Annotated in this window: 22 protein-coding genes; 11 read left to right on the top strand and 11 right to left on the bottom strand. The window is 62.8% G+C overall.

The features are described 5' to 3' along the window. Window positions 1-6 precede the first annotated feature (6 nt). Both hemL and ACQZ2L_RS13770 read left to right on the top strand, forming a co-directional pair. Window positions 7-1,290 carry a glutamate-1-semialdehyde 2,1-aminomutase gene (gene hemL / locus ACQZ2L_RS13765; protein ID WP_430326629.1) on the top strand — a complete coding sequence of 428 codons (1,284 nt, stop codon included), beginning with the start codon at window positions 7-9 and terminating at the stop codon, window positions 1,288-1,290. Window positions 1,291-1,511: 221 nt separating this feature from the next. After that, complete coding sequence (locus tag ACQZ2L_RS13770) at window positions 1,512-2,069, top strand: tetratricopeptide repeat protein (protein WP_430326630.1); 558 nt, start codon at window positions 1,512-1,514, stop codon at window positions 2,067-2,069. A 3-nt stretch (window positions 2,070-2,072) separates the two neighbouring features. Here ACQZ2L_RS13770 and ACQZ2L_RS13775 read toward each other — a convergent pair whose 3' ends face one another. Next, on the bottom strand, window positions 2,073-2,399 hold the full coding sequence (locus tag ACQZ2L_RS13775; RefSeq protein WP_186701555.1) for a DUF1820 family protein: 327 nt from the start codon (window positions 2,397-2,399) through the stop codon (window positions 2,073-2,075). Window positions 2,400-2,607: 208 nt separating this feature from the next. On the opposite strand from ACQZ2L_RS13775, the gene ACQZ2L_RS13780 reads away from it, so the two are divergent. Genes ACQZ2L_RS13780 through lnt form a run of 4 tightly spaced genes read left to right on the top strand, consistent with a single transcriptional unit; the run spans window position 2,608 to window position 6,452 of the window. Then, window positions 2,608-3,600: a PhoH family protein gene (locus ACQZ2L_RS13780; RefSeq protein WP_101322248.1), complete on the top strand. Its 993-nt coding sequence runs from the start codon at window positions 2,608-2,610 to the stop codon at window positions 3,598-3,600. Further along, a complete protein-coding gene (ybeY, locus tag ACQZ2L_RS13785) occupies window positions 3,593-4,081 on the top strand; it encodes an rRNA maturation RNase YbeY (protein ID WP_430326631.1) in 489 nt (162 codons plus the stop codon). The genes ACQZ2L_RS13780 and ybeY overlap by 8 nt, the downstream gene beginning before the upstream one ends. 5 nt (window positions 4,082-4,086) lie before the next feature. Continuing rightward, complete coding sequence (locus ACQZ2L_RS13790; RefSeq protein ID WP_101322250.1) at window positions 4,087-4,926, top strand: HlyC/CorC family transporter; 840 nt, start codon at window positions 4,087-4,089, stop codon at window positions 4,924-4,926. 8 nt (window positions 4,927-4,934) lie between these two features. Beyond that, the gene (gene lnt / locus ACQZ2L_RS13795; protein ID WP_430326632.1) at window positions 4,935-6,452 is read left to right on the top strand and encodes an apolipoprotein N-acyltransferase; all 1,518 of its coding nucleotides are present in this window, start codon (window positions 4,935-4,937) and stop codon (window positions 6,450-6,452) included. A 164-nt stretch (window positions 6,453-6,616) separates the two neighbouring features. On the opposite strand, the gene ACQZ2L_RS13800 is transcribed toward lnt, so the two are convergent. Beyond that, window positions 6,617-7,378 (bottom strand): YdcF family protein, encoded by a 762-nt coding sequence (locus tag ACQZ2L_RS13800; protein ID WP_430326633.1) that lies wholly within the window; start codon window positions 7,376-7,378, stop codon window positions 6,617-6,619. A gap of 133 nt (window positions 7,379-7,511) precedes the next feature. Then, window positions 7,512-7,826, bottom strand: a complete 315-nt coding sequence (locus tag ACQZ2L_RS13805; protein ID WP_430326634.1) for a hypothetical protein — start codon at window positions 7,824-7,826, stop codon at window positions 7,512-7,514. A gap of 239 nt (window positions 7,827-8,065) precedes the next feature. Between ACQZ2L_RS13805 and leuS the strand changes: the two genes are divergently transcribed. The 5 genes from leuS (at window position 8,066) to ACQZ2L_RS13830 (ending at window position 14,167) form a co-directional block, all read left to right on the top strand. Then, window positions 8,066-10,672, top strand: a complete 2,607-nt coding sequence (leuS, locus tag ACQZ2L_RS13810; RefSeq protein WP_430326635.1) for a leucine--tRNA ligase — start codon at window positions 8,066-8,068, stop codon at window positions 10,670-10,672. 61 nt (window positions 10,673-10,733) lie between these two features. Next, window positions 10,734-11,339 carry an LPS assembly lipoprotein LptE gene (gene lptE / locus ACQZ2L_RS13815; protein WP_430326636.1) on the top strand — a complete coding sequence of 202 codons (606 nt, stop codon included), beginning with the start codon at window positions 10,734-10,736 and terminating at the stop codon, window positions 11,337-11,339. Window positions 11,340-11,378: 39 nt separating this feature from the next. Next, entirely contained in the window at window positions 11,379-12,416 is a 1,038-nt protein-coding gene (gene holA / locus ACQZ2L_RS13820; RefSeq protein ID WP_430326637.1) for a DNA polymerase III subunit delta, read from the top strand. Window positions 12,417-12,631: 215 nt separating this feature from the next. Continuing rightward, a complete protein-coding gene (gene arfA, locus ACQZ2L_RS13825) occupies window positions 12,632-12,796 on the top strand; it encodes an alternative ribosome rescue factor ArfA (RefSeq protein WP_103435107.1) in 165 nt (54 codons plus the stop codon). Between the two features lie 60 nt (window positions 12,797-12,856). Next, window positions 12,857-14,167 carry a lytic murein transglycosylase gene (locus ACQZ2L_RS13830; protein WP_430326638.1) on the top strand — a complete coding sequence of 437 codons (1,311 nt, stop codon included), beginning with the start codon at window positions 12,857-12,859 and terminating at the stop codon, window positions 14,165-14,167. 36 nt (window positions 14,168-14,203) lie between these two features. Here the strand turns inward: ACQZ2L_RS13830 and ACQZ2L_RS13835 are convergent, their stop codons facing one another. The 8 genes from ACQZ2L_RS13835 to rodA all read right to left on the bottom strand — a co-directional run bounded on the left by ACQZ2L_RS13835 (window position 14,204) and on the right by rodA (window position 21,819). Then, the gene (locus tag ACQZ2L_RS13835) at window positions 14,204-15,142 is read right to left on the bottom strand and encodes a S66 peptidase family protein (protein WP_430326639.1); all 939 of its coding nucleotides are present in this window, start codon (window positions 15,140-15,142) and stop codon (window positions 14,204-14,206) included. A 144-nt stretch (window positions 15,143-15,286) separates the two neighbouring features. Beyond that, on the bottom strand, window positions 15,287-16,303 hold the full coding sequence (gene lipA, locus ACQZ2L_RS13840) for a lipoyl synthase (protein ID WP_101322260.1): 1,017 nt from the start codon (window positions 16,301-16,303) through the stop codon (window positions 15,287-15,289). A gap of 2 nt (window positions 16,304-16,305) precedes the next feature. Beyond that, window positions 16,306-16,953, bottom strand: a complete 648-nt coding sequence (lipB, locus tag ACQZ2L_RS13845) for a lipoyl(octanoyl) transferase LipB (protein ID WP_314877134.1) — start codon at window positions 16,951-16,953, stop codon at window positions 16,306-16,308. Then, window positions 16,953-17,228: a DUF493 domain-containing protein gene (locus ACQZ2L_RS13850; RefSeq protein ID WP_430326640.1), complete on the bottom strand. Its 276-nt coding sequence runs from the start codon at window positions 17,226-17,228 to the stop codon at window positions 16,953-16,955. The genes lipB and ACQZ2L_RS13850 overlap by 1 nt, the downstream gene beginning before the upstream one ends. Before the next feature lie 74 nt (window positions 17,229-17,302). Further along, window positions 17,303-18,463: a D-alanyl-D-alanine carboxypeptidase family protein gene (locus ACQZ2L_RS13855; RefSeq protein ID WP_101322263.1), complete on the bottom strand. Its 1,161-nt coding sequence runs from the start codon at window positions 18,461-18,463 to the stop codon at window positions 17,303-17,305. Between the two features lie 217 nt (window positions 18,464-18,680). Beyond that, the gene (locus ACQZ2L_RS13860) at window positions 18,681-19,688 is read right to left on the bottom strand and encodes a septal ring lytic transglycosylase RlpA family protein (RefSeq protein WP_430326641.1); all 1,008 of its coding nucleotides are present in this window, start codon (window positions 19,686-19,688) and stop codon (window positions 18,681-18,683) included. Next, window positions 19,688-20,698 (bottom strand): lytic murein transglycosylase B, encoded by a 1,011-nt coding sequence (gene mltB / locus ACQZ2L_RS13865; protein ID WP_430326642.1) that lies wholly within the window; start codon window positions 20,696-20,698, stop codon window positions 19,688-19,690. Before mltB ends, ACQZ2L_RS13860 begins: the two co-directional genes overlap by 1 nt. Window positions 20,699-20,715: 17 nt before the next feature. Continuing rightward, window positions 20,716-21,819 (bottom strand): rod shape-determining protein RodA, encoded by a 1,104-nt coding sequence (rodA, locus tag ACQZ2L_RS13870; protein ID WP_178080848.1) that lies wholly within the window; start codon window positions 21,817-21,819, stop codon window positions 20,716-20,718. Window positions 21,820-21,829 lie beyond the last annotated feature (10 nt).

Here is a 21,829-nt window from a genome sequence, read left to right on the forward strand (position 1 = left end):
AAAACCATGTCCCGTTCCGAACTCCTTTTTGCCCAGGCCCAGAAACACATCCCCGGTGGCGTCAACTCACCGGTGCGTGCCTTCAAGAGCGTCGGTGGCACGCCGCTGTTCTTCAAGCACGCCCAGGGCGCCTACGTCATCGATGAAGACGACAAGCGCTACGTCGACTATGTCGGCTCGTGGGGGCCGATGATTCTTGGCCACAGCCACCCGGACGTGCTCGACTCGGTGCGCAAGCAGCTCGAGCACGGCTTGTCGTACGGTGCGCCGACCGCGATGGAAACCGAGATGGCCGACCTGGTCTGCTCGCTGGTGCCGTCGATGGAAATGGTGCGCATGGTCAGCTCCGGCACCGAAGCGACCATGAGTGCCATTCGCCTGGCCCGTGGCTACACCGGCCGTGACGCCATCATCAAGTTCGAAGGCTGCTACCACGGCCACTCCGACAGCCTGCTGGTCAAGGCCGGCTCCGGCCTGCTGACCCAGGGCGTACCAAGCTCGGCCGGGGTCCCGGCAGACTTTGCCAAGCACACCCTGACCCTGCCGTTCAACGACCTCGCCGAAGTCGGAAAGACCCTCGCCGAAGTCGGCCAGAGCGTTGCCTGCATCATCGTCGAGCCGGTTGCCGGCAACATGAACTGCGTACCGCCGGCGCCGGGCTTCCTCGAAGGCCTGCGCGAGCAGTGCGACAAGCATGGCGTGGTGTTGATCTTCGACGAAGTGATGACCGGTTTCCGGGTATCGCTGGGCGGCGCTCAGGGCCATTACGGCATCACCCCGGACCTGTCCACCTTCGGCAAGATCGTCGGCGGCGGCATGCCGGTCGGCTGCTTCGGCGGCAAGCGCGCGATCATGGAATGCATCGCCCCGCTCGGCCCGGTCTACCAGGCCGGTACCCTGTCGGGTAACCCACTGGCCATGGCCGCCGGCCTGACCACCCTCAAGCTGATCAGCCGGCCGGGCTTCCACGATGAGCTGAGCCGCTTCACCAGCAACCTGCTCGACGGCCTGCAACAGCGCGCCGATGCTGCGGGCGTGCCGTTTGTCACCACTCAGGCGGGTGGCATGTTCGGCCTGTACTTCACCGGCGCGGACGATATCGTCACCTTCGACGACGTCATGGCCAGCGACACCGAGCGCTTCAAGCGCTTCTTCCACTTGATGCTGGAAGGCGGTGTGTACCTCGCGCCAAGCGCCTATGAGGCGGGTTTCACCTCGATCGTGCATGGCGATACCGAGCTGAAAATCACTTTGGATGCGGCTGAGCGGGCGTTTGCCAAGCTGAAGTAAACCAGCGTGGCTGAGGGCTATTCGCGGCGGTCCGGCGCTCCGGTAAACCCGCTCCCACAGGGTCGACGCAATCCCCTGTAGGAGCGGGTTTACCCGCGAAGAGGCCGTCAGCAGCCCCCCTACCTACAGAAAATCGAGTAAAACTTTGTAAGGTTGGCGCTGCTTATCCCATAATGTGCCACCAGAGACATCGGACAGCTTGCAGAGGTAAGTCGATCCCCATGAACCGCACCGGCCGCGCCCTGACCCTGGGCTGCCTGTTGCTCCTTCAGCCCCTGCTGGCCTTGGCAGAGGGCGGTAACTCGTTGCTGATTCCAGCGACGGGCCGCTGCACTCTCAACGTTCAGCCAGAGGACCTGCAGAACGCCCTCAAGGCGTGCGAGCACACTGCCGAGTCTGGGGATGCCCAGGCGCAGTACGAGCTGGGCGAGTTCTACTACAGCGGTAACGGCGAGCAAGCCGCACGCGACCTCGACAAAGCCCTCAACTGGTTCCAGCAAGCCTCCTTGCAAGGTCATGCTCAGGCCCAGTATCGGCTTGGCTCGATGTTCTTCCATGGTGAAGGGGTCAAGGCCAACAACGTCCAGGCGTACATTCTGCTGAAGATGGCTGCGGTCAACGGTGCCGAGGATGCCCTCGACCTGGCTGACGAAGTCACCGAGCAGATGCCCCGCGACGAACTCGAGCACGCCACCCAGGTGCTCGGCCAGATCTTCCGCAAATATCTGCTCGAACTGCAGAACGCCGAGGGCCGCAGCCCTTTCGCCCCTCTGCCGTAAGGCTTATTTGGTAGGCATCGGCATCGGAAACGGCATCACGTTGCCGGTGATCTTGGCTTCGCTGATCTTTGCCGTACCCAACCGCTCGACTTCATCGATGCGCACGATCGAGTGCATCGGCACAAAGCTGCGGATCACTCCCTCAAACTGCGCCTTGAGCTTTTCTTCGCTCGGGTCGACCACCACCTGGGTGCGCTCGCCGAAGACGAACTCTTCGATTTCGAGAAAACCCCAGAGGTCGCTCTGGAAGATCTGCTTGGCATACATTTCAAAGACCTGCCCCTGATTGAGGAAGATCACTTTGTAGATCGCGGGTTCGCTTTTGCTCATGATCGGCGTATAGGCACACTGGGCTGAAAATGGCCCGCATCATAGCAGAGCCCGGCCCACTGCGAGGCCTCACAAGGCACCGACGGCGGGTCAATTGGTCGGCAAAAGCGCCAGCACCGACCCTTGATCGTTTCAGTGCTTTCGCCACTGTCAGACAAGGGTTATTCTTGAGTTCACCTCTATAGCCGGCGAGCGGCCTAAAACGACCTTGAACGCACCCATAGAACCCCATCGTTTCATCCTCGAACCTTTCGAGGCCCATCGTTTCGCCAACCTGTGTGGCCAGTTCGACGAGCACTTGCGGCTCATCGAGCAACGTCTGTCCATCCAGATCCGCAACCGCGGCAACCAGTTCGAACTGGTCGGCGAACCCAAGACCACCTCCGCTGCCGAACAGCTGCTGCGCCGTCTCTATCGTGAGACCAAGGCCACCGAGCTGTCGCCGGAAACGGTCCACCTGTACCTGCAGGAGTCGGCGGTCGAACACATCGCCAACCCGGCGGTCAACGAGGTCAGCGTTTCGCTGCGCACGCGCAAGGGCAAGATCACCCCGCGCGGGGCCAACCAGCAACGCTACGTCAAAGAGATCCTCGCCAACGACATCAACTTCGGTGTTGGCCCGGCCGGTACCGGCAAGACCTACCTGGCCGTGGCCTGCGCAGTCGATGCGCTGGAGCGTGAACAGGTGCGACGCATCCTGCTGGTGCGTCCGGCGGTCGAGGCGGGCGAAAAGCTCGGCTTCCTGCCCGGCGACCTGTCGCAGAAGATCGACCCGTACCTGCGCCCGCTGTACGACGCCCTCTACGAGATGCTCGGCTTCGAGCACGTGGCCAAGCTGATCGAGCGCCAGGTCATCGAGATCGCGCCGCTGGCGTACATGCGCGGTCGTACCTTGAACAACAGCTTCATCATCCTCGACGAAAGCCAGAACACCACGCTCGAGCAGATGAAGATGTTCCTCACCCGGATCGGCTTCGGCTCGACCGCGGTGATCACCGGTGACATCACCCAGGTCGACCTGCCACGCGGCACCAAGTCGGGCCTGACCCATGTCATCGATGTGCTCAAGGACGTGCAGGGCATCAGCTTTACCCACTTCCAGTCCAAGGACGTCGTGCGTCACCCGTTGGTGCAGCGCATCGTCGAGGCCTACGACCGTTTCGAGAGCCGCCAGGCCGAGGCACCCGCACGCGATGCTTGAACTCGACCTGCAACGGGCTACCGATGCGGCCAGCCCTGATGACGCCGACTTCCGCCGCTGGTGTGAGCTGGCCCTGCGCCAGCGCAGTGCCGATTCGGAAATGACCATTCGCCTGGTCGATGAAACCGAAGGCCGTGAGCTCAATCACACCTACCGTCATAAAGATTACGCAACCAATGTGTTGTCATTTCCTGCCGACGTCCCCGACGAACTGCTCGACATTCCCCTGCTGGGCGATCTGGTGATCTGCGTGGCCGTGGTCGAGCGCGAAGCGGCCGAACAGGGCAAGGCACTTGAAGCACATTGGGCACACCTGGTTATCCATGGTTGCCTGCATCTGCTTGGCTACGATCACATCGATGATGACGAAGCCGAAGAGATGGAAGCACTGGAACGAACATTGCTGGCAGAACTGGGTCATCCTGACCCGTATGCCGACGACCACATCCCTACTACCGACATCTGCAAGGAACACGAGTAACCGCCATGAGCGAAGACCGATCGAGCAACGGGCAAAAGTCCTGGCTGGGCAAACTGACCCAGGCTTTTGCCCATGAGCCGAAAAACCGCCAGGAGCTCCTTGAGCTGCTGCGCGAAGCCCATCAGAACAAGCTGCTCGACAGCGAAGCGCTGACCATCGTCGAAGGTGCAATTCAGGTCGCTGACCTGCAGGTACGCGACATCATGGTGCCGCGCTCGCAGATGATCAGCATCAAGGCCAGCCAGACCCCGCGCGAGTTTCTGCCGTCGGTGATCGATGCCGCGCACTCGCGTTATCCGGTGGTCGGCGAAAGCCATGACGATGTGCTCGGGATCCTCCTGGCCAAGGATCTGCTGCCGCTGATCCTTCAGGAGAACGGCGACAGCTTCAACATCAAGGACCTGCTGCGCCCGGCCACCTTCGTGCCGGAGTCCAAGCGCCTGAATGTGCTACTGCGCGAGTTTCGCGCCAATCACAACCACATGGCCGTGGTGATCGACGAGTACGGCGGCGTCGCCGGCCTGGTTACCATCGAAGACGTGCTTGAGCAAATCGTCGGCGACATCGAAGACGAACACGATGTCGAAGAAGACAGCTACATCAAGCCGTTGCCAAGTGGCGACTTCCTGGTCAAGGCGCTGACGCCCATCGAGAACTTCAACGAGTTCTTCGACAGCGAGTTCTCCGATGACGAGTTCGACACCGTCGGCGGCCTGGTGATGAGTGCCTTCGGCCACCTGCCCAAGCGCAACGAAACCACCGAGATCGGCGCGTATCGCTTCCGCGTGCTCAACGCCGACAGCCGCCGCGTGCACTTGCTGCGCCTGACCCCGATTAGCCGTTAAGGAACACCATGCGTTGGATCACCCGCCCCGGCTGGCCCGGTAACCTGCTGGCCATGGCGGCCGGCGCGTCTACCCTGCTGGCCCTGTCGCCGTTCGACCTGTGGCCGCTGGCCCTGCTTGCCGTCGGCCTGTTCTACGCTGGCCTGCGCGAGCTGAGCCCACGCCAGGCCATGGGCCGCGGCTGGTGCTTCGGCTTCGGCCTGTACGGCGCCGGCACCAGCTGGATCTACATCAGCATGACCACCTACGGCGGTGCTTCGCCGCTGCTGGCGGTGCTGCTGCTGGTGGCGTTCTTTGCCGCCATTGCCTGGTTCTTCGCCCTGCCCGCCTGGCTCTGGGCGCGCTGGCTGCGCCGCAACGAAGCGCCGCTGGCCGATGCCTTGTGCTTTGCCGCGCTGTGGCTGCTGCAAGAGGCCTTCCGCGGCTGGTTCCTGACCGGCTTCCCCTGGCTGTATTCCGGTTACAGCCAGCTGCATGGCCCGCTGGCCGGCCTCGCGCCGCTGGGCGGGGTGTGGCTGATCTCGTTTGCCCTGGCCCTGAGCGCTGCATTGCTGTGCAACCTGCATCGACTGCGTGCACGCCCGGCATTCCTCGCAGTTGGCGTACTGTTGCTGGTGGCGCCATGGGTACTCGGCCTGGCCCTTAAAAGCCACGCCTGGACGCGCCCTGCCGGCGAGCCGCTGAGCGTCGCCGCCGTGCAAGGCAATGTCGAGCAGGACCTGAAGTGGGACCCAGCGCACATCGACGCGCAACTGGCGCTGTACCGCGACATGAGCTTCACCTCCAAGCGGGTGGATCTGCTGGTCTGGCCCGAGACGGCCGTGCCGATCCTCAAGGATCAGGCCCAGGGCTACATCGACGTGATGGGGCGTTTTGCCGCCGAACGCAACTCGGCCTTGATTACCGGGGTACCGGTGCGTGAAGTGGTGCATCAGCAACGGCGCTACTTCAACGGCATCACCGTGACCGGTGAAGGCGATGGCACTTACCTCAAGCAGAAGCTGGTGCCGTTTGGCGAGTACGTGCCGCTGCAGGACATGCTGCGCGGGGCGATCGAGTTCTTCAACCTGCCGATGTCGGACTTCGCCCGCGGCCCGGACGACCAGCCGCTGCTGCAGGCCAAGGGTTATCAGATCGCCCCGTACATCTGCTACGAAGTGGTCTACCCCGAGTTTGCCGCAGGTCTTGCGGCGCGCAGCGATCTGCTCCTGACCATCAGCAACGACACCTGGTTCGGCACCTCGATCGGCCCTCTGCAGCACCTGCAGATGGCACAGATGCGCGCGCTTGAAGCGGGGCGCTGGATGATCCGTGCGACCAACAATGGGGTTACTGCGCTGATCGATCCGTATGGCCGTATTACTGCGCAGATTCCGCAGTTTCAGCAGGCGGTGCTGTATGGCGAGGTGGTGCCGATGCAGCAGCTGACGCCGTATCTGCAATGGCGGTCTTGGCCGTTGGCGATTGTTTGCCTGTTGCTGATGGGCTGGGCGTTGGCGGCGAGGCGGATTGCCAAGACGGTTTGAGGCGATTTGGGGTGGTATGCCGTTAAATCGCCGGGCCCGCTCTGCGGGCCTTTCGCGACACAAGGCCGCTCCTACACTGACCGCGCATTACCTATTTGCGCGGTCCCCTGTAGGAGCGGCCTTGTGTCGCGAAAGGGCCGCAAAGCGGCCCCAACCGCCTCACCTCAATAGAACAGCCGATAACCGACCAACCCAGCCACCTCATTAAGCAATTGCCCACTCTGCCAAACCGCCCTGCTCTCAGGCAACAACCCGCCAAACGGCCGCGCATGATCCTGTCCAAGAAACCCCACTGGCGCCGGCACTACCTCAAAACCTGCCTGCTCGAAGCTCCAGCGCGAGCGCTGCATATGCCAGGCCTGGGTCACCACCACTACCCGACGAATGCCCAACGGCTGCAGCAGTTGCGCGCTCATCTGGGCGTTTTCCCAGGTGGTACGGCTGGCCTGCTCCTGCCACTTCACCGTAACGCCAAAGTCATCGCGCAGCCGATCAGCCATCAACTGCGCCTCGCTGGGCGGGGTGCCATAGTGCAAGCCACCGCTGGTCAATACTGGCAAGCCAGAGGCCTTGGCCAATTGCGCGGCATAGCGCATGCGCTCAAGTGCGTGCCCGGTTGGCTGATCCTGACCGCCCCAGGCAGGGTCGCCGCGCTCGCGGCCGGCGCCGAGCACCACGATCGCATCTGCCCGCTGGGCCAGCCCCGACCACTGCGCCAGGCTCAGCGGCGTTTCGGTTTCCAGTTGGCGCGCGGTCTGCTCCACCACCAGCGGCAGGCTCATCAACCAAAGACCGCCCAGCCCCAATGTGAAGCAGGCAAGCGCCAGCCGCGGCCGGCGCTTGCGCAACCACCACGCTGCCAACAGCAAGATGAACAGCAAGCCAGGCGGCATCAGCCACTGCTTGATGAAGAATCGAATAGGCATTGCCTGCACCTCCTGTGAAGGCGTGCAGACTAAGAGGATCGACACCGAGCGACAAGTAGCGCCCGGCGCCGATCATGCTATGTAGATGAATTAACCAGCGCGCAGGGTCTTGCGCGCCAGCAGGCCAGCACGGCTACCGATGCGGCAGCGTCCTGGATCTGACCGGGGCGACGGAGCGCTTCCTGTCCTTGAGCCAGATGATCTTGGCTGAGCTCGGCTCCACTGGTTTGACCGCAGCGGCGCTGGCAATGCGGCTCTCTGGAAAGGTCTCCAGATAGGCCTTGATCACTTCGAACTCTGCGGGGCTCAGGCCACGCAACTCAAGTTCCGCTGGCATCTCGTCGCGCAATCGCACCGCCGTGCGGGCAGCTTCCAACGCCAGCCCAAGGCGGTCGATCAAGCGTTCATACAGCTCCGGTTTGCTTGCGGGTAACTGCGACTCTCCCATCCGTTCACCTCATTGAAGATAACGATATCTCCCCCCACACCTGAGCTTAGCGGCGTTGTGCAAAGCAGCAGAGCGCTGCGACCAACGGCCCCCGGCGCCGCTGCGGGCCAATTGGGTTTCCCACGATACACAGCGCTCATGTATGCTACGGCGTTCACTCTCACCGACACCGGAGTGCCGGATGCAGCGAGGTTCCGCTGCCGGGAACAAGGTCTTCTCTCTCTCAGCCAAAAGTAGCCATGCACGAACAATACACGCCCCGTGACATAGAAGCCGCCGCCCAGAAATCCTGGGACGAGCAACAATCGTTCGCTGTTACCGAACAGCCAGGCAAAGACACCTTCTATTGCCTATCGATGTTCCCGTACCCGAGCGGCAAGCTACACATGGGCCACGTGCGCAACTACACCATTGGTGACGTGATCGCGCGCTACCAGCGCATGCTCGGCAAGAACGTACTGCAGCCGATGGGCTGGGACGCCTTCGGCATGCCGGCGGAAAACGCCGCGATGAAAAACAACGTTGCCCCGGCCAAGTGGACGTACGAGAACATCGACTACATGAAGACCCAGCTCAAGAGCCTGGGCCTGGCCATCGACTGGTCGCGTGAAGTCACCACCTGCAAGCCGGACTACTACCGCTGGGAACAGTGGCTGTTCACCCGTCTGTTCGAAAAAGGCGTCATCTACCGCAAGAACGGCACGGTCAACTGGGACCCTGTCGATCAGACGGTACTGGCCAACGAACAGGTCATCGACGGCCGTGGCTGGCGTTCGGGCGCGCTGATCGAAAAGCGCGAAATCCCGATGTACTACTTCCGCATCACCGCATACGCCGACGAGCTGCTGGAAAGCCTCGACGAGTTGCCGGGCTGGCCTGAGCAGGTCAAGACCATGCAGCGCAACTGGATCGGCAAGTCGCGCGGGATGGAAGTGCAGTTCCCCTACGACCAGGCAAGCATTGGTCATGCCGGCGCCCTCAAAGTCTTCACCACCCGCCCCGACACGCTGATGGGCGCGACCTACGTCGCCGTCGCCGCCGAGCACCCGCTGGCGACCCAGGCTGCCCAGGGCAACCCGGCGCTGCAGGCGTTCATCGAAGAATGCAAAGGCGGCAGCGTTGCCGAGGCCGACATGGCCACCCAGGAAAAGAAAGGCCTGGCCACTTCGCTGTTCGTCGAGCACCCACTGACCGGTGAGAAACTGCCGGTCTGGGTCGCCAACTATGTGCTGATGCACTACGGCGACGGCGCGGTCATGGCCGTGCCGGCCCACGACGAGCGTGACTTCGAGTTCGCGCAAAAGTACTCGCTGCCGATCAAGGCCGTGGTGCGCACCAGCGCTGGCGACGAAGTCGGCAGCACCTGGGAAGCCGCCTACGGCGAGCAAGGCACCCTGATCAACTCCGGCGCCTTTGACGGCCTCGACTTCGCGGGCGCGTTCGACGCCATCGAAGCCGCGCTGATCAGCAAGGAACTGGGCAAATCGCGCACTCAGTTCCGTCTGCGCGACTGGGGCATCAGCCGCCAGCGCTACTGGGGCTGCCCGATCCCGATCATCCACTGCCCAGCGTGCGGCGACGTACCGGTGCCGGAAGACCAACTGCCGGTCACCCTGCCAGAGAACGTCGTACCCGATGGTGCCGGTTCGCCCCTGGCACGCCTGCCAGAGTTCTATGAATGCAGCTGCCCCAAGTGCGGCGCTGCGGCCAAGCGCGAAACCGACACCATGGACACCTTTGTCGAGTCGTCCTGGTACTTCGCCCGTTACGCCTCGCCGAACTACGAAGGTGGCATGGTCGACCCGAAAGCGGCCAACCACTGGCTGCCGGTCGATCAGTACATCGGTGGTATCGAGCACGCCATCCTGCACCTGCTGTATGCGCGCTTCTTCCACAAGCTGATGCGCGATGAAGGCTTGGTCACTTCGAACGAGCCGTTCAAGAATCTGCTGACCCAGGGTATGGTCGTTGCCGAAACCTACTACCGTGTAGCCAGCAATGGCGGCAAGGACTGGTTCAACCCGGCCGATGTCGAGCTGGAGCGCGACAGCAAGGCCAAGGTCATCAGTGCTCGCCTCAAGACTGACGGCCTGCCGGTGGAAATCGGCGGCACCGAGAAGATGTCCAAGTCGAAGAACAACGGCGTCGACCCACAGTCGATGATCGACGTCTACGGCGCCGACACCTGCCGCCTGTTCATGATGTTCGCCTCGCCGCCCGACATGAGCCTGGAATGGTCCGACTCCGGCGTTGAAGGCGCAAGCCGCTTCCTGCGTCGCGTCTGGCGCCTGGCCCAGGCCCACGTCAGTCTCGGCTTGCCGGGCAAGCTGGACACTGCGGCACTGGATGACGGGCAAAAGGCGATCCGCCGCGCGATCCACGTGGCGATCAAGCAAGCCAGCACCGACGTTGGCCTGCACCACAAATTCAACACCGCCATCGCCCAGGTGATGACCGTGATGAACGTGCTGGAAAAAGCCCCGACCGCTACCGCCCAGGACCGTGCCCTGCTGCAGGAAGGCCTGGAAGCAGTCACCCTGCTGTTGGCGCCGATCACCCCGCACATCAGCCATTCGCTGTGGCAGCACCTGGGCCACAGCGAAGCGGTTATCGACGCCACCTGGCCGAGCGTGGATGAAAGCGCCCTGGTGCAAGACAGCGTGACGCTGGTGGTACAGGTCAACGGCAAGCTGCGTGGTCAGGTCGAAATGCCCGCCACTGCCAGCCGCGAAGAAGTCGAAGCTGCGGCGCGCGCCAACGAAAACGTGGTGCGCTTCACCGACGGCTTGACCATTCGCAAGGTCATCGTGGTTCCAGGCAAACTGGTCAACATCGTCGCCAACTGATGGCAACGCTCGCCCGCAGGCACTGCGGGCGAGCGGAATCGGCCCACAAGGGAGCTTCAACATGATCAAACGCAATCTGCTGGTAATGGGCCTGGCCGTCATGCTCAGCGCCTGCGGTTTCCAGCTGCGCGGCACCGGCACTACCGAACTGAGCATCAAGGAACTTGATGTCAGCGCGCGTGACGCCTACGGCCAGACCGTCACCCAACTGCGCCAGGTACTTGAGCGCAGTGGCGTCAACCTGCGCAGCGGTGCACCGTATCGCCTGTCGCTCGACAACGAGCAACAGACCGAGCGCGCAGTCACCTACAGCAGCGGCAGCCGCTCGGCCGAGTACGAACTCACCACCATGCTCGACTACAGCATCAACGGCCTGAACAACGTGCCGTTGCTCAGCGACAAGCTCGAAGTGCGCAAGATCTACGTGCGTGACGGCGACAACATCACCGGTTCCGACCAAGAAGGCACCCAGACCCGTGAAGAAATGCGCCGTGATCTGGTCCAGGCCCTGGTCGTGCGCCTGCAGATGCTGACCCCAGCTCACCTCGACGAACTGCAGCAGCAAGCGGATCAACGTGCCAAGGCCGAAGCCGAAGCCGCCGCAGCCGCGCAGCGCTATCGTGATGAAACCCCGCAGCAGTCGCCGATGGAAATCCCGGGCACCTAAGCCCGTGCGGGGCACCATCAGGTGCCCCGGCCTCTGCTCATGAAGCTCGCCCCCGCCCAACTCGACAAGCATCTGCAAGGTACTCTTGCGCCTGTCTATATCGTCAGCGGCGATGACCCGCTGCTGTGTCAGGAGGCCGCCGACGCGATTCGCGCCGCCGCCCGCCAGCAGGGTTTTGACGAGCGCCAGGTGTTCAGTGCCGATGCCAACTTCGACTGGGGTACGCTGCTGCAAGCCGGTGCCAGCCTGTCGCTGTTCGCTCAGCGGCGCCTGCTCGAGCTGCGCCTGCCCTCAGGCAAGCCAGGCGACAAGGGCGCGGCGGCGCTGATCGAGTATTGCTCGCGACCCGCGGAAGACACGCTGCTGTTGATCAGCCTGCCCAAGCTCGACGGCAGTGCGCAGAAAACCAAATGGGGCAAGGCGCTGGTCGAGGGCAGTCAGTGCCAGTTCATCCAGATCTGGCCGATCAATGCGCAGCAGTTGCCACAGTGGATCAATCAGCGCCTGGCCCAGGCCGGGTTGTCGGCCCAGCGCGATGCGGTCGACCTGATTGCGGCGCGGGTCGAGGGCAACCTGCTCGCAGCCGCCCAAGAGATCGAAAAGCTCAAGCTGCTCGCCGAAGGCAACCAGATCACCGTCGAAACCGTGCAGAGCGCGGTGGCAGATAGTGCTCGCTTCGATGTGTTCGGCCTGGTCGATGCGATTCTCAAGGGTGATGCTGGCCATGCGCTGCGCATGCTTGAAGGCTTGCGCGGTGAGGGCGTGGAGCCGCCGGTGATTCTCTGGGCGCTGGCCCGCGAGCTGCGCCTGCTGGCGGGGATTGCCTTGCAGTTCAGCCAGGGTATTCCGCTAGACAAGGCTTTCAGCCAGGCGCGCCCGCCGATCTGGGACAAGCGTCGGCCCCTGGTCAGCAAGGCCCTGCAACGGCTGTCGGCGCAGCGCTGGGCGCAGTTGCTGCAGGATGCCCAGCGGATTGATGCGCAGATCAAGGGCCAGGCGCCTGGTTCGCCTTGGACTGGGTTGTCGCGGCTGGCGCTGTTGATGGCTGGGCAGCGATTGGTGTTGCCTTCGGAATAGCTGGGGGCGCTTCGCACCCCTTTCGCGACACAAGGCCGCTCCTACAGGCACCGCGCACTACCGACATGCGCGGTCACTGTAGGAGCGGCCTTGTGTCGCGATTGGGGCGCAAAGCGGCCCCAAAAATCTCAGCCATATACACAATCAATTGGCCCCACCCCGCCCCAAGCCCTAAAGTCCGCCCCGCAAACCCACCCAAGCCGGGGACCCCCGCCATGAGCAAAAAGCCGCAAAAGCACCGCCCCAACAAAGCCAAGTCGATCATTGCCCAGCCGCTGTTTCGCAGCCGCCAGGAGCAACCCGACAAGGGCAAAGGCAGCTACCGCCGCGAAGCCTTCCAATCGAGAGATTGGGAGGCTTCTTACTTTTTGGCCGCATGAAAGCATCCAGCGCGCAGGCATGATATGGTCGCTACCTGACCTGTAATTCTGGATCTGTGCATGTCCCTCAGTCTGTTCCCACGCTGGCAACCACGCCAGCTGATCGCGGCCTCCAGCCTTATCCTGCTGGTCGCCTGTGCGGAAAAACCTACCGCCGCCGACGCCGTGCCCCTGGCCCCTGCCCAGCCCGCACCGGTGGTTACCCTGCCCACCAGCAACGCCGACATCAACGCTGAAATCCAGCCAGTGCAAAGCTTTGCCCAGTGGCAGGCCGGTTTCCGTCAACAAGCGTTGCAGGCCGGCATTGATGCCGGGCTGTTCGATCGCGTGTTTGCCGGTGTCACGCCAGACATGGACGTGATCAAGGCCGATCGCAGCCAGCCCGAGTTCAGCCGCCCGGTGTGGGAATACCTCGAAGGTGCGCTGTCGCCGCTACGGGTGCGCAACGGCAAGAAGCTGCTGGAACAGAACGCCGAACTGCTCACGCGCCTGGAGCAACGCTATGGCGTAGACCGCCAGGTGCTGGTGTCGGTGTGGGGCATGGAGAGCAACTTCGGCCAGTTCCAGGGCAGCAAATCGGTCATCCGCTCGCTGGCGACCCTGGCCTATGAAGGTCGTCGCCCACAGTTTGCCCAGGACCAATTGATCGCGGCGTTGCAGATCCTGCAGAACGGCGACATCCAGCCTGAAGCCATGCGTGGCTCGTGGGCCGGGGCGATGGGCCAGACCCAGTTCATCCCGACCACCTACAACACCCATGCCGTCGACTTCGATGGCGACGGCCGCCGCGACATCTGGAACAGCACTCCCGATGCCCTCGCATCGACCGCGCATTACCTGCAAAGCTCGGGCTGGAAGCGTGGCCAACCGTGGGGCTTCGAAGTCCAGGTGCCGGCCGATTTCGACTTCTGGATTGCCGATGGCGCCCAGCGCAAGACCGTCAGCGAATGGCTGCAACTGGGCGTCAAACTGCCCAATGGCACTCAGCTGCCAGCGGGCAGCAATCAACTGTCGGCAGCGCTGCTGCTGCCGGCCGGCGCACGTGGCCCGGCGTTCCTGGTGCTGGATAACTTCCGCGCCATTCTCAAGTACAACAACTCGTCGTCCTACGCGCTGGCGGTAAGCCTGCTGGGCGATCGTTTCTCCGGTTGGGGCTTCATCGCCGGTAGTTGGCCAAAGGATGACTTGCCATTGAGCCGCAGCGAGCGCATCGAGCTGCAGAATCTGCTCAATGCGCGCGGCTATGACGCGGGCAATGCCGACGGCATCATCGGCGCCAATACCCGCAAGGCCATCCGCACGGCTCAGCAGGCGCAGAACATGCCCGCTGACGGCTACCCGACGCACAAATTGCTCGACGGCCTGCGCTGACTGTCGCGGCCTGTTCCAGCCCTGAGCCCCTGGCGATCAGGGCTGGAACAGCGCCTGCTGCAGTACCAGCGTCTGCCTCTCGCTGTCGAGCCGCACCTGAGCGCCCAGCGGCAGGCACAGGTTCGGGTCGCAATGGCCACTGCGCCAGCCGGCCAGTACCGGCACCCCCAGCGGCGCAAACATGTCCTGCAAGAGCGGGGTCATGGCGGCTACGGTGATCCCGGCGAAATCCCCCACCAACACCCCACGCACGCCCTGCAGCTTGCCTGCCAGGCGCAGTTGCGTGAGCAGCCGGTCGACCCGGTACAACGGCTCGTTGACGTCTTCGATAAACAAAATGGCGCCGTCAGTATCGATCTCCCCAAGCGTGCCCAGCGTCGCCCCGAGCATCGACAGATTGCCGCCCAGCAGGCGCCCGCTGGCAACGCCCGACAGCACTGTGGTCAAGGGATAAGCATGGGGATGGACGAGTGCATCGCCCTGCCCCACTTCACCGCGCAATTGCCGCAGCAGCGAGCTGACGGTAGGTTCCAGCTTGCCGCCCAGCAGGTCGGCGTTGAGCATGCCGCCGTGAAAACTGACCAACCCGCTGTAGCGGTTGATCGCGGTGTGCAGCGCAGTGATGTCGCTGTAGCCAATCAAGGGTTTGGGGGTGCGGGCAATCAGCGCAAAATCGATCTGGTCGAGCAAGCGCATGCTGCCGTAGCCACCGCGCATGCACAGGATGGCATCTATCTGCGGATCGGCGAATGCGGCGTGCAGGTCGTCCAGCCTTTGCTGGTCGGTGCCGGCCAGATAACCCTGGCTGCTGTTCACGCTGGGGTACAGCCGGCACTGGTAGCCACGCTCGCTGAACCATTGCCGGGCCTTGTCGGCATCCAGCCGCGCCGGGCCTGCCGGAGCAATCACCGCAAAGCAGGCATTCGCCGCCAGCTTTCGCGGCAATAGAGAACCTAGGTGTTCAGCACAGTCCATCCAGCAACTCCTTGAAAGCATTTGCAGATCAGTGGGCAGCAACAATGGGCCAGCCCGAGGTCGTTGCCCACAGGGTACAGCTACCCCAACAAAAATGCCGATGGCACCTCACGGCGCACATCGGCATTGGCCCAGCGGATCAGCTTACAGCTTGATCTTGGCTTCGTGCGCCTGCTGGTCAGCGTGGTACGAGGAACGCACCAGCGGCCCGGAGGCGACGTTCTTGAAGCCCATCTTGTGGCCTTCTTCAGCGAACCAGGCAAAGGTGTCCGGGTGCACGAAGCGCTGCACCGGTAAGTGGCTGCGCGATGGCTGCAGGTACTGGCCGAGGGTCAGCATGTCGATGTCATGCTCGCGCATGCGCTGCATCACTTCGATCACTTCTTCGTCGGTTTCGCCAAGGCCGAGCATCAGGCCAGACTTGGTCGGAACATGCGGCACCAGCTGCTTGAACTTCTGCAGCAGGTCCAGCGACCAGTCGTAGTCCGAACCCGGACGCGCAGCCTTGTACAGGCGCGGTACCGTTTCCAGGTTGTGGTTGAACACATCTGGCGGCTCTTGGGCGGTGATCGCCAGGGCCACGTCCATGCGCCCACGGTAGTCCGGCACCAGGGTCTCGAGTTGCACGCCCGGGGACAGCTTGCGGATCTCGCGAATGCAGTCGGCAAAGTGCTGGGCACCGCCGTCACGCAGGTCGTCGCGGTCTACCGAGGTGATCACCACGTACTTCAGACGCAGGTCGGCGATGGCCACGGCGAGGTTCATCGGCTCGTCGGCATCCAGTGCTTTCGGCCGGCCATGGCCGACGTCGCAGAACGGGCAGCGACGGGTGCAGATGTCACCCATGATCATGAAGGTGGCGGTACCACCGGAGAAGCACTCACCCAGGTTCGGACACGAGGCTTCTTCGCAGACGCTGTGCAGCTTGTGCTTGCGCAGCAGTTGCTTGATACGGTCGACTTCCGGCGAAACCGGAATGCGCACGCGGATCCAGTCAGGCTTCTTCGGCAGCTCGTCGGTAGGGATGATCTTCACCGGGATGCGCGCGACCTTGTCGGCGCCACGCAGCTTGACCCCGGCTTCGACCTTCTTCGGCGCCGGGCGCGGGGTCACGTCATGGGTGGTGATCAGGTTCGGCACGGCTTCTTGCACAGTTGTCATATTCAGTCGATTCCGCCCGTAAGGGTCGTCTGCTCAGCATAGTCGAGGTGCTTGACCAGCTGTCCACGCAGCCTTGTCCTGACCTCGGTGAGTTCGATCGGACCTGCCAGATCACGCAGCTGGGTCATCGCCAGCCCCGCATAGCCGCAGGGATTGATTCGGCGGAATGGCGCAAGGTCCATGTCCACGTTCAGAGCAAGGCCGTGAAAGGTACGGCCGTTGCGGATTCGCAAGCCGAGCGAGGCGATCTTGGCCCCGTCAACATAGACCCCGGGCGCATCGGCCTTGGCCGCCGCCACAACGTCATAACTGGCCAGCAGATCGATCAGGCTGTGTTCGATCCGGGTAACCAGCTCACGCACGCCAAAACCAAGCCGGCGCACATCAAGCAACAGGTAAGCCACCAACTGCCCGGGGCCATGGTAGGTCACCTGGCCACCGCGGTCGCTCTGCACCACCGGGATATCACCCGGCACCAGCAGGTGCTCGGCCTTGCCGGCCTGGCCCTGGGTGAACACCGGCGGGTGCTCGACCAGCCAGACTTCGTCCTGGCTGTCGGCACCACGCTGCTCGGTAAAACGCCGCATGGCCTCCAGCACCGGTTCATAGGGCTGCAGGCCAAGCTCGCGGATACCGAGGCTGGCCGGCATCAGAGCACCATTTTCACAATGCCGGTAGCACGCAGGGCGCTGTTGATATCGTGCAACTGGTCTTCGCTGGTGGCGACGATGTGCAATTGCACGGTGGTGTACTTGCCTTCCTTGCTCTGGCGCTCGGCCAGGGTCGACATGTCGACTTCGGCGTATTTCGTCAAAATCTCGATGACCGTGTTCTTGAAATTGACCACGGTATCGCCGATCACCTTGATTGGGTAATCAGCGCAGGGGAATTCGATCTTGTGCGACTTGACGTCAGCTTCGCTCATGCGGAAACGGCCTCGTAAGCCGTGGCAACAACAACGCTCCCGCCGGATTGGCGGGAGCGTGGCAGGTCACGTTATCAGTTGAACAACCCGTAGAAGAATAGACGAATGCTATCCCACATACGGCGCAAGATACCACCTTCCTCAACGCCGTCGAGGGCGATCAGGTCGGCGCTGTGAACCACTTTCTCGTCAAGTTTGACTTCGACTTTACCGATCACGTCACCTTTTGCGATAGGCGCGGTCAGCTGTGGGTTCATGGTCATCGAAGCGGCCAGGCGCTTCAATTGGCCTTTAGGCATGGTCATGGTCAGGTCGTTGGCCAGACCGGCTTTAACCTGGTTGGTCGCGCCTTTCCATACCGGCGCCTGAGTCAGCTCGGTGCCCTTCTGGTAGAAGGTCTGGGTTTCGAAGAAGCGGAAGCCATAGGTCAGCAGCTTTTGCGTTTCGGCAGCACGCGATTGCTCGCTGTTGGTACCGAACACCACGGCGATCAGGCGCTGGCCGTCACGGACTGCGGAAGCGACCATGCAGTAGCCGGCTTCGTCGGTGTGGCCGGTTTTCAGGCCATCGACGGTCTTGTCACGCCACAGCAGCAGGTTGCGGTTGGGCTGCTTGATGTTGTTCCAGAAGAACTCTTTCTGCGAGTAGATCGCATAGTGAGCCGGGTCCTCGTTGATGATCGCGCGCGCCAGCAGGGCCATGTCGTGGGCCGACGAGTAATGCTCAGGGTGCGGCAGACCGGTCGGGTTCATGAAGTGGCTGTTGCTCATGCCCAGATCGGCAGCAGTCTTGTTCATCATATCGGCAAAGGCATCTTCGCTGCCGGCGATGTGCTCGGACAGAGCGACCGAGGCATCGTTGCCCGACTGGATGATGATGCCGTGCAGCAGGTCGCTGACGGTGACCTGGCTGCCCACCTTGATGAACATCCGCGAACCGCCGGTACGCCAGGCGTTTTCACTGACGGTAACCGGGTCGTTCTCGCCGATCTGGCCGCGACGGATGTCGAGGGTGGCGATGTAGGCGGTCATCAGCTTGGTCAGGCTGGCTGGCGGCAGGCGCTCGTCACCGTTGTTTTCGACCAGCACGTTGCCGCTGGACGCGTCCATGAGTACGTAGGACTTGGCTGCCAGCTGTGGTGGGGCTGGCATCATCTGCTCTGCTGCAAAGGCAGCAGGGGTGATCATCAGCAGGACAGGCAGGCAAAGTCGTTTGGCAAGGTTGGTGATGTTCATCCGTCTCTCGAAAATCGCTAATGGTCTGATGTTCCGTGGGCTCGAAGCCCAACGCCCAGTCAGTCTAGTTATGTGAGCTGCGTGGCAGCCCAGGAGCCTGGCGCGGGGCCTGGCGGGGCAAAAACGGCCATTGTACATGGCCGCGCCGGGCAATTCATGACAAAACGGACAGCCCGGCGCCCAGTTCAGGCCGCAGCGGGCGCCGTGAGTTCCGCGCTCAGTCGGTGACCAGCTTGGCCTGGCCGAGATTGGCCAGACGCACGCTGTCTTGAGTCTGCTGCACTTCGCCCTGGCTGCTCATCGGCCCCAGGCGCACGCGGTGCAGGGTCTGCTGGTTGCGCACGATCGAGCTGATGAACACCGGCGCGCTGACCATGGTGCTCAGTTTCGAGCGCAGCAGCTCGGCAGCATCCGGGTTGGCGAAGGCGCCGACCTGGAGGAACATGCCGCCGGTGTTGCTCGGCACGCTGTTGCTGGCGATCTGCACCGGCACCACGGCAGCGGCATGTTGCTGCGCTGGCGGTGTCCACTGCTCGACCTTGCCAGTGCTGGCGGGCAGCGGCTGGGTCTGCGCGACTTGCGGCTCTTTCAGCACCAACGGCGCCTGCTGGCCACGCTGGGCCCACCACTGCTGCGGGTCGATGCCTTCGACGCGCACACGCGCGGTGCCGGTTTCGGCGTAACCGAGCTTCTTGGCGGCGGCGTATGACAGGTCGATGATCCGGTCCGAATAGAACGGGCCGCGGTCATTGACCCGCAGGATCACGCTGCGCTGGTTGTCGAGGTTGGTTACCTTGACGTAGGCCGGCAATGGCAGGGTCTTGTGCGCCGCGCTCATGCCGTACAGGTCATAGACCTCGCCGTTGGCAGTGTTCTGGCCGTGGAACTTGGTGCCGTACCACGATGCCGTACCCTCGGCGCGGTAGTTGCGCGACTCCTGGATCGGGTAATAGGTCTTGCCCAGCACCGTGTACGGGTTGGCCTTGTAGTTGCCGGTGTGCACGGTCGGGGTGGCGTCGGGGATCTTGTTGACGTCGACGTCCCACCATGGCGCGCCATCCTTGTGCGCGCGGTTGATGTCCAGGCCCGGCTGCGAGCGGATGACGTTGCCACCCCCGCCGCTGCTCTTGGGTGCTGGGCGGCTCGATGAGCAGCTGACCAGGACCGCACTGACGGCGATGCAGGTCAGCAGTTTGAAGGAATGAGTAGTAAACAATCCGCGCATTACTTGACGCCCCGTGCAATGACCAGCTGTTGCGAAAGCTGATGCACGGCCATGGCGTACATCACACTGCGGTTGTAACGCGTGATCGCATAAAAGTTCTTCTGGCCCATCCAGTATTCAGGGCCGTTGTCGCCTTCCAGTTTGAAGGCGGTGACCGGCAGATCATCGCGCAGCGCATCATTGCTCGACCAGCCCAAGGCACGCAATTGAGCGACGGTCATGACCGGCTCGATACCGCTGGTCAGGCCTTCGTCGGCGCGCTCGCCACGCACCTGGGCACGGCTGACCACGCCTTCGCCGGCAACCCAGCCGTGGCGCTTGAAGTAGCTGGCGACACTGCCGATGGCGTCATCCGGGTTGTTCCAGATATTGATATGGCCGTCGCCGTCGAAGTCCACTGCGTAGGCGCGAAAGCTGCTCGGCATGAACTGCGGCAGGCCCATGGCGCCGGCGTACGAGCCTTTCAGGGTCAGTGGGTCGAGCTGTTCTTCCCGGGCCAGCAGCAGATACTCGCGCAGCTCCTTGCGGAAGAACTCCGCCCGCGGCGGGTAGTCGAAACCCAGCGTCGACAGGGCGTCGATCACCCGGTAGTTGCCGGTGTTGCGGCCAAAGAAGGTTTCCACGCCAATGATCGCCACGATCACCTGAGCCGGCACGCCGTATTCCTGCTCGGCACGCGCCAGGGTTGCCTCGTGCTGGCGCCAGAAGTCGACACCGCGGGCGATGCGCGCATCGGTGAGGAACATCGGCCGGTATTCTTTCCACGGCTTGACCCGCTCCGCCGGACGCGAAATCGCGTCAAGAATCGACTGCTTGCGTTGCACCTCGCGGAACACGCCCATCAGCTGTTCGCCGGCAAAGCCGTGGTCGCGGGTCATTTCGCCGACAAACTCGGCCACCTGCGGCGAGCCGTCGTAGTCGCCGGCACTGGCCTGCTGGACTGCGCCGAGCAGGCCCATTGCGCCGATCCACGGCGCCCAACGGGCCGCCCAGCTACGCACTGCTTGCATGAAATTGTTCACCTTATTCAAACTTGCGCGATCCATTTGCGGTGGGTGTGGATCGACATCAGAACGCCAAACGCTGACAGCAGCGTCACCAACGAAGTTCCGCCATAGCTAATGAAGGGCAGCGGCACCCCCACCACCGGGAGCAAGCCACTGACCATACCAATATTGACGAACACATAAACAAAGAAGGTCATCGTCAGGCTGCCCGCGAGCAGCTTGCCGAACAGGGTCTGCGCCTGTGCGGTAATGACCAGGCCGCGGCCGATCAGCAGCAGATAAACGATCAGCAGCATGCAGATGCCGACCAGGCCGAATTCCTCGCCGAGCACGGCGATGATGAAGTCGGTGTGGCTTTCCGGCAAAAAGTCCAGGTGCGACTGGGTGCCAAGCAACCAGCCCTTGCCGAACACCCCACCAGAGCCGATCGCGGCCTTGGACTGGATGATGTTCCAGCCGGTGCCGAGCGGGTCGCTCTCAGGGTCGAGGAAGGTCAGTACGCGCTGCTTCTGGTAGTCGTGCATGACAAAGAACCACATCGCCACCGCCACCGGCACTGCCGCGGCGATCACACTGATGATCCAGCGCCAGCGCAGGCCACCCATGAACAGCACGAACGCGCCGGAAGCCAGAATCAGCAGCGCGGTACCCAGGTCCGGCTGGCGCACGATAAGAATGAACGGCACGCCGATCAGCACCAGGCTGATCGCCACATGCTTGAGATCAGGCGGCAGGGTGCGCTTGGACAGATACCAGGCCAGGGTTGCCGGCATGATGATCTTCATGAACTCCGAAGGCTGGAAGCGGATCACCCCGGGGATGTTGATCCAGCGCGTGGCGCCCATGGCGTTGTGGCCCATGACGTCGACCACCACCAGCAGCAACACCCCGGTCAGGTACGCCAGCGGCACCCAGCGGGCCATGAAGCGTGGCTCGAGCTGGGCAATGATGAACATCGAGACCAGGCCGATGCCGAACGAGGTCGCCTGCTTGCTCAGCAAGTCCCAGTTCTTGCCGCTGGCCGAATACAACACGAACAGGCTGCCGGCGGCGAGGGTCAGCAGAATGATCAGCAGCGGGCCGTCGATGTGGATGCGCTGAAGAAAGCTCGCGCGCCGACGCATGACGTCTTCG

It is taken from the genome of Pseudomonas shirazensis (genome assembly GCF_050496565.1).
In the GTDB taxonomy this organism is placed as follows: domain Bacteria; phylum Pseudomonadota; class Gammaproteobacteria; order Pseudomonadales; family Pseudomonadaceae; genus Aquipseudomonas; species Aquipseudomonas shirazensis_A.